Source organism: Flavobacteriales bacterium (genome assembly GCA_013214975.1).
Lineage (GTDB): Bacteria > Bacteroidota > Bacteroidia > DT-38 > DT-38 > DT-38.
This window is the reverse complement of record JABSPR010000459.1, coordinates 1-10,932: the sequence shown is the minus strand read 5'-3', so window position 1 is coordinate 10,932 and position 10,932 is coordinate 1. Positions and strand designations below refer to the sequence as shown.

General features: G+C 35.3%; 16 protein-coding genes and 1 pseudogene. 4 read left to right on the top strand and 13 right to left on the bottom strand.

Translation table 11 applies throughout. From position 1 onward, the window contains the following. The 11 genes and pseudogenes from HRT72_14220 to HRT72_14170 form a co-directional block, all read right to left on the bottom strand. Positions 1-317 (bottom strand): annotated as a pseudogene (locus HRT72_14220) (UDP-N-acetylglucosamine 2-epimerase). 12 nt (positions 318-329) lie between these two features. Then, complete coding sequence (gene radC, locus HRT72_14215) at positions 330-1,028, bottom strand: DNA repair protein RadC (protein ID NQY68865.1); 699 nt, start codon at positions 1,026-1,028, stop codon at positions 330-332. A 56-nt stretch (positions 1,029-1,084) separates the two neighbouring features. Further along, on the bottom strand, positions 1,085-1,336 hold the full coding sequence (locus HRT72_14210) for a 30S ribosomal protein S20 (GenBank protein ID NQY68864.1): 252 nt from the start codon (positions 1,334-1,336) through the stop codon (positions 1,085-1,087). A gap of 139 nt (positions 1,337-1,475) precedes the next feature. Then, positions 1,476-2,120, bottom strand: coding sequence for a hypothetical protein (locus HRT72_14205; protein NQY68863.1), 645 nt, complete (start codon positions 2,118-2,120; stop codon positions 1,476-1,478). A 28-nt stretch (positions 2,121-2,148) separates the two neighbouring features. After that, the gene (locus HRT72_14200) at positions 2,149-2,478 is read right to left on the bottom strand and encodes a translation initiation factor (GenBank protein NQY68862.1); all 330 of its coding nucleotides are present in this window, start codon (positions 2,476-2,478) and stop codon (positions 2,149-2,151) included. Continuing rightward, positions 2,459-3,310 (bottom strand): ion transporter, encoded by an 852-nt coding sequence (locus HRT72_14195; GenBank protein ID NQY68861.1) that lies wholly within the window; start codon positions 3,308-3,310, stop codon positions 2,459-2,461. Before HRT72_14195 ends, HRT72_14200 begins: the two co-directional genes overlap by 20 nt. A 36-nt stretch (positions 3,311-3,346) precedes the next feature. Further along, a complete protein-coding gene (locus HRT72_14190; protein ID NQY68860.1) occupies positions 3,347-4,027 on the bottom strand; it encodes a hypothetical protein in 681 nt (226 codons plus the stop codon). 120 nt (positions 4,028-4,147) lie between these two features. Then, positions 4,148-4,519, bottom strand: coding sequence for a response regulator (locus HRT72_14185; GenBank protein NQY68859.1), 372 nt, complete (start codon positions 4,517-4,519; stop codon positions 4,148-4,150). A 1-nt stretch (position 4,520) separates the two neighbouring features. Next, positions 4,521-4,880 (bottom strand): hypothetical protein, encoded by a 360-nt coding sequence (locus tag HRT72_14180; GenBank protein ID NQY68858.1) that lies wholly within the window; start codon positions 4,878-4,880, stop codon positions 4,521-4,523. A 106-nt stretch (positions 4,881-4,986) separates the two neighbouring features. Beyond that, positions 4,987-5,304 carry a response regulator gene (locus HRT72_14175; protein ID NQY68857.1) on the bottom strand — a complete coding sequence of 106 codons (318 nt, stop codon included), beginning with the start codon at positions 5,302-5,304 and terminating at the stop codon, positions 4,987-4,989. Between the two features lie 80 nt (positions 5,305-5,384). Then, positions 5,385-5,939 carry a response regulator gene (locus tag HRT72_14170; GenBank protein ID NQY68856.1) on the bottom strand — a complete coding sequence of 185 codons (555 nt, stop codon included), beginning with the start codon at positions 5,937-5,939 and terminating at the stop codon, positions 5,385-5,387. Positions 5,940-6,192: 253 nt separating this feature from the next. Between HRT72_14170 and HRT72_14165 the strand changes: the two genes are divergently transcribed. Beyond that, complete coding sequence (locus tag HRT72_14165; protein NQY68855.1) at positions 6,193-6,885, top strand: response regulator transcription factor; 693 nt, start codon at positions 6,193-6,195, stop codon at positions 6,883-6,885. Between the two features lie 74 nt (positions 6,886-6,959). On the opposite strand, the gene HRT72_14160 is transcribed toward HRT72_14165, so the two are convergent. Next, entirely contained in the window at positions 6,960-7,505 is a 546-nt protein-coding gene (locus HRT72_14160; GenBank protein ID NQY68854.1) for an agmatine deiminase family protein, read from the bottom strand. Between the two features lie 21 nt (positions 7,506-7,526). After that, positions 7,527-7,910: a hypothetical protein gene (locus HRT72_14155; GenBank protein ID NQY68853.1), complete on the bottom strand. Its 384-nt coding sequence runs from the start codon at positions 7,908-7,910 to the stop codon at positions 7,527-7,529. A 377-nt stretch (positions 7,911-8,287) separates the two neighbouring features. Here HRT72_14155 and HRT72_14150 point away from each other — a divergent pair, with 377 nt between their 5' ends. The 3 genes from HRT72_14150 to HRT72_14140 form a co-directional block, all read left to right on the top strand. After that, complete coding sequence (locus HRT72_14150) at positions 8,288-8,746, top strand: sulfotransferase domain-containing protein (protein ID NQY68852.1); 459 nt, start codon at positions 8,288-8,290, stop codon at positions 8,744-8,746. A 385-nt stretch (positions 8,747-9,131) separates the two neighbouring features. Continuing rightward, complete coding sequence (locus HRT72_14145) at positions 9,132-9,344, top strand: hypothetical protein (GenBank protein NQY68851.1); 213 nt, start codon at positions 9,132-9,134, stop codon at positions 9,342-9,344. A gap of 503 nt (positions 9,345-9,847) precedes the next feature. After that, a partial coding sequence (locus HRT72_14140; GenBank protein ID NQY68850.1) for an FAD-binding oxidoreductase occupies positions 9,848-10,932 on the top strand: 1,085 nt, incomplete at its 3' end.

The window sequence follows — 10,932 nt, the reverse complement described above, 5'->3', positions numbered from 1 at the left end:
CCAGCCACGGTGGAGTTTGTATCTCCATAAAGGACCAAAGCATCGGGCTTCTCTTTTTTCAAAATATCCTCCATGCCAACCATTATATCTGCTGTTTGCTTTGCATGTGAGCTTGAACCTACTTGCAAGTTATACGCCGGCTTAGAAATTTCCATTTCATCAAAGAATATCTGTGAAAGATTTTCATCATAATGCTGTCCTGTATGCACTATAACTTCTTCTATCTTATCAGAAAACTCCGTTCTGATTGCCCTATTTAGGGCTGCAGATTAGATTATTTGAGGTCTAGCTCCAATAACAGTAACAATTTTCAACATCTTGTCTTAACTCTATATTATTCCATCATCAGCGAAGCTATAATATTTTCTATCAGATATTATAATATGATCTAAAACTTTAACATCGATGAGTGCCCCTCCAGACTTGATTTTCTTGGTTAACCTAATATCCGATTCACTTGGCTGAAGGTTGCCCGAAGGATGATTATGAAAGAGAATTATAGAGGAACAAACATTTTGGATCGCCAACTTGAATATTATCTTATTGTCGATTACAGTACCGCTCACACCTCCTTTACTAATTTGATGTTTTGCTATAACAACATTAGCTCTATTCAATAGTAGAATCCAAAACTCTTCGTGCTGTAAATTAGACAGCACGCCTTGGAGATGATGGAAAGCATCCTTACTGGATTCAATTTTACTTTTAACTTTTGATTTTTGCGATGGAATACGCGAACAGAGTTCGAGAGCCGCGACAATTCCTACTGCTCTGGCTTCACCTATCCCTCTAAATTTTTTAAGTTCCACGACATCCATCTTAGACAATAATGACAGGTCATTATCCACACTATTCAGAATTCGCTTGGAAACATCAACAGCAGATTCATTCCGGATACCGGAACCAATAATTATTGCCAACAGCTCAACCTCAGTAAGGTGTTTTCGACCTTTCATCAATAACTTCTCTCTTGGGCGGTCTTCCTCAGCCCAAGATTTTATCGTAAGATTATTCGGAAATGTATTCATACCCCACCATGAGAAAATTATCGGTGATTAATGGCTCTGTGGCCGGAGAGAAGGTATTAAAGATTTGCTATATGCGCAGCCAACTTTGACTTTAGGTTTGCAGCCTTATTTTTATGTATCACATTACCTTTTGCAAGCTTATCTACTAATGCACTTACCTTCGGCATCATTTCAGTTGCTTCCTTTTTATCGCTTGAATTTCTTAGATCTCTAATCGCATTACGAGTAGTTCTTCCGTTGTAACGATTTCTTTCTCGTTTAGCTTCGTTAGATCTAATTCTTTTAATCGATGATTTGTGATTCGCCATAGTTATTTTAAAATAGGACGGCAAAGATACGCATTTTCGTTTTACAATTACAAACGAATTGCTATTAATATAATAGCCTAGATTAAGTATCTATATTAAACATCATAAATATTTGTCCTTAACTTCATTATATTCAATGCTACCTGCTATAATTAGAGTTCACTAAACATTTCGGATTACTCCATTTTCCTTTAAAATCATTTAAATCAATCTCGTTATTTACGTCATCCAGATACGTTAATGAGGTATCCTTTTTAAGAATTTTCATTTCCCCTTTTAAAATAGAAGTAACGATAAGTTCTACCAATTTCTTTCTACTTAGGTTTTGATTTGCAATACCGATATCAATCCCCATCACGTTATTTGCCAGATCCATCACAGAACTCATTGAGTCAGGAACAGCCCCATCTTCCAATTTCCTCTTCTTGAAATCTAAATAATTCCCCTTTTCGTGAGCCTCACCAAGTTTTTTTACCTTTTTAGCGCTGATATTTTGCGCTAAAGAAGCCATCCAGTATGCATGCCTAAATGCATCCATTTTACCTCCCATATAGTCGTTTCCTAGCCTCCCCTCTTCTTCTACTCCTTTTGCAATTCGCTGAACCTTTAGAGCAAGCACCCCAGCTTTCTTTGCAATAAATGGGTGAGCTAATGACCAAGCCTTTTCAGGCCTACTGAGCATTTTGAATTTTATTTTTTTATTCGATTTAAACGCCATAGAACCTATTGGACTGAATGCCAACACCAATATCAACATGACAACATTAAAAAGTTTATTTAGCATCTAATACTTAGAATAATAAAAACTATCCTCAGATTCGTTTAACATTAAAACCGTCCGATTTCAGAATATCAATAATATTATTGGCGTAGTCACCTTGTATTATTATCTCACCATTTTTAACTGAACCACCTACCCCAAATTTATTTTTAAATTTCTTTTCAAGGAGCTTCATCTCATCTACAGTTCCGATAAAGCCAGATATCACGGTTACTACTTTTCCCTTTCGATTCTTTCTATCTAAAGCGACTTTCAGATTCTGATCTTTATTCTCCAACGCTTCGGACTTCTCTTCATCTCCAGGATTAAAACTAGGATCTGTAGAGTAAGCGAAATTTAATTCATCTTTCATTCTGCTCATTTAAAGTCTCGCCGCAATATTTACAATATTCAGCATCTACGTCATGCCCTTCCTTTGAACAATGTATGCATGATTGAGATGTAATCTGCTTAGGGAAATCCCTACTTAATTCAGCTGATACAATTCCTGTGGGTACAGCAATTACACTATACCCAAGAATCATAATAAAAGAAGCTACAGCTTGTCCTAGCACTGTTACCGGTGCAATATCTCCATAACCGACTGTAGTTAACGTTACAATAGCCCAATAGATACTTCTTGGAATGCTAGTGAATCCACTTTCCGAACTTTCTATTATATACATAATGGTTCCCATAATAACCGATAATGTTAATACTGCTCCTAAAAAGACTGTAATTTTCGCTTTACTAGCTTTTAATGCTTGGATTAAGATATGTGCTTCACTAATGTATCTAGCTAATTTAAAAATCCGAAACACTCTTAGAAGGCGCACCGAGCGAATGACTATCAAAAACTGTGGCCCACTTACAAAAAAGCTCAAATATGTTGGCATAATTGAAAGAATATCGACTAGCCCCATAAAACTAAACATATACTTAAACGGCTTCTCTACCGAGATAACTCTTAAGACATACTCAATTGTAAAAAGAAGGGTAAAGAAAAGCTCAGTAAGTCGTAAAGCACTGCCGTATTCCACCCTTATGCTTTCGACACTTTCGAGCATCACTACCAATAAACTGGCAATTATAGCCCACAATAAACACACATCAAACAGCTTCCCCATAGGAGTATCCGCTTCATATATAATCTCATGCATTTTCAGTTGCCAAGAATTCAGGCCACTTTTATTCAATTTACCGTCAACGCTCATTACTTTAGAACTTAGTTTGGAGCATCAAAGATAATCCTATTGTTGAACCGAGAGAGAACCCTTCTTATATTCTTTGGATAAGTACTTCGCTCTACTATCTTGGATCTTATAATACTTCCTGCCAAAAACGGCACTATAAGCTTTTGACAATGTCAACAAAACAATACCTGCACCAACCATCTGATAGAGATACTTCCCATTCACCTCATCAAACTGAAGTTTATTATCAGAATCTTTAAAATTTGTGCTTCTATATGGGGCAGCCAAATACAAAATAGCACCAACTCCTTGTAGTATATTCTTCACCCTTTCTCCCCTGATTTCCCGAGAAGCTAATATTATATCCTTAAGTAAAATTTCTTGCGTGTGATACAACCCGCTTAAATCATGAAAGCCATCCATCTCACTACCTCGATAATATTCTTCTTTGGCTATTCCTTCTATTGTAATAGAGGAATCCGAAATCATGGCCAGAACTCCCGACAACTCCAGATCCATCAAAGGGTCAAGAGCTGATTCATTTAACATTTTACTGTGCATACAGTTAACCCGAACAACAATTTTCCGCCCAATTTCCAAGCTTACTTTAACCTTATCTTTTGAATTTTTAATTACGAATTCCTGACTTTGAACAGGGCTCAATATTAAAAAAGCCATTACTAGAAATAGCAATACTTTTATTTCAGAAGTTATCTGTGGAATATTGCATACACTCATTGACTATACATTTAAATTTAATGAAATGCGCACCTGATCCAAAGTGATTAACTCGAGCCTTAACCAAAATTCCGTTATAATATGCGGGCCTAATATCAACCTGAATAGCGAATCTAATTTTTATTTAGGCTCTAAGTACTTACTTATTTTATCCTTGGTTAATGGTTTTTCGATAAACCCCATTACATCATCTAGCTTTTCGTATTCTTCTTGAGCAGAACCACCAAGTATTGAACTTAACATCAATATTTTAGCCTTGCCGACATGGGCACTCTTCCGATACCAGTCTAAAAATTCAAACCCGGTTATCATCGGCATATTAATATCGAGCAGTATAAGGTCAGGAGTACCTTCTTTTTCATCTAGAAACACCATTGCCTCAATCGAATTAGAAACAGATTCTACTACTTCAATGTTGAAATTATCCTTAATCACTTTTTTACTAACGAAATTAGACACGTAGTCATCGTCAACAAGTAATATATTCTTCATCCTAATTTGATAAGTTTAATGTCTCTTTGATACGTACAACTTCAAGAGATAGTTCCTTGATAATTCCAGGGCATTCGTTTGTAACTTCCTGTATCAACATTGGCACTGATTCCAAGTCCTTTTTCGAGTCGATACTTACTTCAATTTTTCTTAATAAATCCTTGATATCATCTCTACCTATCAGCATCATATTAGGACCCATTTTATGTGCATAGATACTAACTAGCTTCATATCACTATCTTCAAAGGCTGTATTAAGCAATTTTAAATCGCTTGGCAACTGAACCAAGATGTTTTCTAATGTATCCCCAACTAATTTCATATTCCCTCCTGTCATCTTCAATAAGCTTTCAATACTCAAAGAAGTAACCTTTTCATAGGCATAATTTATTTCATTCTCATCCCCTTTTAAACCAATATCTATTTTCTGAAATAGATCAAGCGCATCGAATGGTTTTGTTAAAAAATTATTGCTCTATCAATTTTCTTTGTTTTTCTGGTATTTCATCTGTGTTATACCCTGTTAACGCCAAAATGGGAATATTCGCTAATGCGGTTCCCATTTCTGACTTAATATATTCTATAGCTTCATAGCCATTCATTATTGGCATGCTAATATCCATTATTATATAATCTATCCTCGTATTTTTCAGAGCCATTACAGCCTGTATTCCATTCTGCGCTAATGAGACATTTGCTCCTTTTTCAGATAGGATCTTATTCGTTATATACTGCGTTACAAGACTATCTTCTACAAGCAATATATTAACTCCTTTGTATCTCATGAACTATCAACCCGTCTTCAAATATTTAACTAATATACTACGCTGAATATTCTTATTGGGTTATTCCATCACATAGAGTATTATGTTTGTTGAACCAAATATGTAATACCTGCTGCAAAAACCAACCCTAAGGATATTGCCCAGCGCATCATTTTCTCTGTTCGCAAGCTACGAAGCATTGAAAAGTTCATGAAAATATTCCGTGCTTTATTTCTAACGTTGTTCACGTAAAACTCGTCCTTTACGACATAGTCGTAGGCACCAAACTTCATCGATGCCACCGCGACTTGAATCTCCTCATGACTCGACAACATAACCACCTCGGTTGCTGGGTTATTCGTTTTTATTCGCTTAAGAACTTCTATCCCGCTCAACAAATTCCCTTCTTGACCGCTCAAATCATAATCTAATACGACCAATTCTGGTTCCAAATACATATTCTTCAAACATTCCTCACCTGATGTAAAAGTCATTATCATGCAATCTTTTACATTTCTTAAATCAGATTCTAATATTCTTAGAAATATCTCCTGATCATCAACTAAGAATATCAATCTTGTTTCATCTTTCTTATACTCAGCGGAGAATTTTTTCTTACCTACTACTTTTTCTTTCTGCGCTTCTACCACTTCCATAATATTTTAATAATTAAATTAACTGGATTTCAAATCGTTAGTTCTATAACGGCATCATTTTCCAAAAGATTCTATAATTCTACTGAGACACATATTATCTCTATGAATGACATCCAAACACCTGTGAAATACAACCTCATACAATCATTGAAACAGAACTCTCCAATAGCCGTACAAGACTATATGTAATTTAAAGCTCAGAACTTCAACTTAAGAATTGTACATTTAATCAATAAGCCTAGAATATTAAAGCATGAAATGTATTGTTGTTGATGACGATAAGGTACAAAGAGATCTAATATCGGCATATTGCAAAAAATGTGACCTGCTTGACTTCTCAGGATCGTGCGAAAATGCTATTGAAGCATCAAATTTCATAAGATTAAACCCACAAGATTTAATTTTCTTGGATGTAGAAATGCCGGAAATGACAGGCTTAGAATTTTTGAAAAACTTAGTTAACAAACCCCAAATAGTACTTATTACAGGGAATCAGAAATACGCTTTAGATGCTTATAATAATAATGTAACCGACTACTTGCTCAAGCCAATCTCTTATGCCAGGTTTCTTAACTCTGTTCATAAGGCATCTACTTTATTGAACCGCACTATTAATCCCGGTGATGAGGTACCTAAAGATATTTATGTTAAAGTAGATTCTATGCTGGAAAAGATACTCTTGAAGGACATAATCTATATCGAAGCCGCCGTAGATTACATCCACATTTCAACTAATTCCAGAAAATATTTTATTAACTCTACGATGAAAAGCATATTAGAATCCCTTCCCTCACAAAATTTTATTCGCGTCCATAGATCCTTTATTATTTCGGTAAGTAAGATTATTAAAATTGATGGAAACCTTATCGATATGGGGGCTAACCTAGTACCTATAAGTCGATCTTACAAAGAAGAGGTGATGCGAAAAATCAATCTAGTAAGTTAATCGTACTAGATTAACAAAGTGGGAACTATTGTTCAGATAGATGTAAATTAATAAGCCAGAAACTATTAAACTAGCTAGTACTGTAACCAGGTAATACTGTTTAATGTCTCTCCCAATTTAGCCAACTCATCCACCCCTTTTGAGATTGGAATAATCTCAAAAAACTTCCCAAAATCATTTTTAGCATCAATATCTTCCTCTACACCATATTGAGGAAGAAATATTTTCTTTCCAATTCGCATATAACTTATATAATTACCATAAGAACTATTAAATCTATATAGACCTTCTCTCTTTGGCACAATATGTCCAATTATCGTATTCCTCTTTTGAAGATTCGTGGACAATCGATCTAAGAAATCTTTCTCCTCTTTGAATCCTTCTCCATAACTAACTGCTGCCAAAGTATCATCCCCAATAAATCGCACCATTCCATCAATATGCCCAGTGACATCAAAAGCCGCCACAGGGATAGAAATCATTTTCGAAATCCTTAAACTCTCGCTAAACCCTCTTCTTATTTCACGAATGTCAATCGATTCATTATTCGTTACAATTCTGTTTGTCACTAATGCAACACCTTTACTATTTCGAATTAATCCTCCTCCCTCTAAAATAATTCGTTGACGAGAAGCAGCTTTCTACTTAACGTTTCCTTTCAAATAACGTGCTAGCTTAACACCAGCTGAATCGTTCAAAATTGAACTTTCAATATTGTCTTTCAAGTACGACAGTGCGTATTTAAACTTCACATAATTATCCAATGAAACAGATAAAGGCGCCCAATCCTTAATCCAGATATCCCTTACTTCTTTTAACTCCAACAGTTCTACTTGCACACCCTTAGAAGAAAATTTTCCAGCCAACTCTTTTTTTGCTTCTGGACTATGAACAATAATTAGTTTAGGAACGCCAGCATTGGTGGCAAAGGCTTCAATATAGTTGTCGTAAAACGGAACTAAATCCCCCAGTCTTTCCAACCCCAGTGGGTAAGCATTTAGGTGTTTTTCTTGGGTTTGGTCCAAGACGGAATCATATGATTATTCTTACTATTATTTAATTCCGCCCTCTATTTTTCTTGGGCCTCTGCCAGACTTGGCAATACACCAGTGATTATTAGTATACTAAGTGCAATTACAAACTGATTCTTTATTCCTTTTGGTTAAAATTTCAAAAGGGCCAAATATAATGCATTCTTACCTTATACATCAGTTCGGAATCAACTGGTTATGGCATCTCGAATTTAATGAAGCGAACTAAAAATCTGTTAGATTTGTATAAATAGGTATTAAAGATTCATTACTTAACATTAATATTCAGCAACCCAAATTAAATTGAAAGAAAAAGAATCTAAGTCTATCGTATATTCTATTGCTAAATTTATTTACAAATAATAGCAAAATTGACTAATAAGCTTACCAAAGCAGCCATGGAACTTAACTACCTAATGTACCAAATGGACTTTAGTGAACGAGAAGACGACATCTATATCATTTTATTCCCTAAATCAGGAACTACAATAATGCAAATGATTCTTTATCAACTCACAACCGATAGTTCTATGGATTTTAACCATATCAATGATATTTCTCCATGGATAAGAAACGAAGCGTATGAGAATGAAAAAGTCAAAGATTTAAAATCTCCAAGATTAATAAAGACACACGACGCCTATCAAGAGTTTGATCACCATAATAGAGGCAAGTATGTATACGTTTCTCGTAATCCTCAAGATATAGCAGTTTCAAAATATCATCAAGAGAGGGATTACAAACAACCCGATCTGAAATTTGACGAATATGTAGAAAAGTTTTGGCCGACGATAAAGAAAGTTGGTATACATTTCAAAGAGACTGGATAATTAACAATAGAGACTCTAGAATCCTATATATCCAATATGAAGATTTGCTCAATCAATTTAAGAGTACTTTGAATCGAATTATCAATTACATAGGTATAGATCCTGAAACTGTAGATTAAAATAGAGTTAAAGAAAGATCTAGTTTTAATTTCATGAAGAAGCACTAAAATAAATTTGGCATTCAACCAACAGACGCTCAGAAAGTGTACAATAACTTCATTAGAAAAGGAGCAGTTGGCGAGGGGAAAAAAAATTAAGCAAAGAACAATCCAAACAATTTTATGACAAGTTTCAGGAATTCACCTACCCCCCTAATAAGCTCAGAATGAGATAGTTTTTAATCCATTTACGGAATCTAAAAAATACAGAAACATAAATCAAACAAATGAAAAACTTAAGAAAACTTGGAGGTATTCTACTTGGACTGATTGGTATTTCTGCGCTTTTCACTTCATGTGCTAAGGAACGACAATGTAATTGCACCTACGGAAGTGGTGTTTATAGATATACCATTATTACCAAGCAAAAATGCGACGAGCTTAACCTTATCTTAACAGACAACACATATGCCTATCTAGTAACCTGTACAGAATTTTAATATGAAAAAAAATTACAAACTTAGTTAAGCTCAGAACTATTGCTTTCGTGCTATTTGGATCGACAACTATATTTTCGTCATGCGCGAAAGAAAGAACATATCGATGCTATTATGGCGGCAAACAAGTTGCTATTGTAACAACAAAAGGTAAATGTGAAGATGTGCAATTAGCTGGCACAGTATATAACCCTACTATGTGCCAATAAGGTTTTTAGTAAGAAACAATTTAGAGGTATTTAATAATACAATGTCCTGAACATATCATTATTGAATACCTCTTTTTTATATATTTCCATCTTCGAAAACTTGAGGATTATGCTATTGTTTAAATTTTCATCCCTCAACCCTGAGTCACCGAATTAATCGAATTCATTCCTTGACACATTCATTCAAGGCTCGACCTATTTATTTTTCGCAAAAAAGATGTAATGCGTTGCTCTAGAATCAACAAGTTTTACCCCATAATGCTATATTTGCACACACTAAAAATTCAAAGCTAAATAATGGATACAGCTGACAATAAAGAGAAAGAGACCGAACAAATACCAAGTCACGCACAGGTAGTTATTATCGGTGGTGGTGTAATTGGATGTAACATAGCATATCACCTTACAAAAAGAGGCTGGACAGATGTTGTATTGCTTGAAAAACACACACTCACATCAGGAACAACTTGGCATGCTGCTGGTTTAATCGTAACCTCTGGATTTACTACAGAAACGTCGATGCAATTGGCTAAATACACAAGAGAACTTTATGGAACTCTTGAAGCCGAAACTGGTCAGTCTACTGGATTTAGAGACATCGGATTGCTTCAGGTTGCAGCCAACGAACATGTTGAAACCGATTTAAGAAGAAAAGCAGCTTTCAATAAGCACATGGGGATAGATTCTCACGAATTGTCTCCAAAAGAGATTTTAGACATGTGGCCTTTGGCCAATGTTGACGATGTAAGAAGAGGTTTCCTAACCGTCGGTGATGGTAGAGCAAACCCAGTTGATGTTACCATGGCATTAGCTAAAGGAGCAAGAAGCGCAGGCGTTAAAATTATCGAAGGTGTAACAGTTACTGACATCAAAACTAAAGATGGAAAAATTGAAAGTGTTGTTACAGATAAGGGAACTATATCTTGTGAATTTGCCGTAAACTCTGCTGGTATGTGGGGACGTCAGATTGGCGATATGGCGGGATGTATTACACCGCTTCAAGCTACTGAGCATTACTATGCTATTATGGAAAGTGACGAATTTAAAATAGACCCTAACTGGCCTATCCTAGAAGATCCTTCCAAACATGCATATTTCAGAGAAGAAATTGGCGGATTAATGGTTGGTATGTTCGAACCTGTATCTATGGGATGGTCTATCGATAAAGTAGACAACAACTTTGTTTTCGGAGAAATCGATCCTGACTTAGACAGAATGGTTCCTTACTTATCGACTGCCTTAGAAAGAATTCCACAAATGGCTGAAGCTGACCTTCGGTTATTCTTCTGTGGTCCAGAAAGCTTTACACCAGATTTAAGTCCATTAATTGGTGAATACCCAGAGGTTAAAAACTTCTTTGTTGCTGCTGGACTAAATTCATT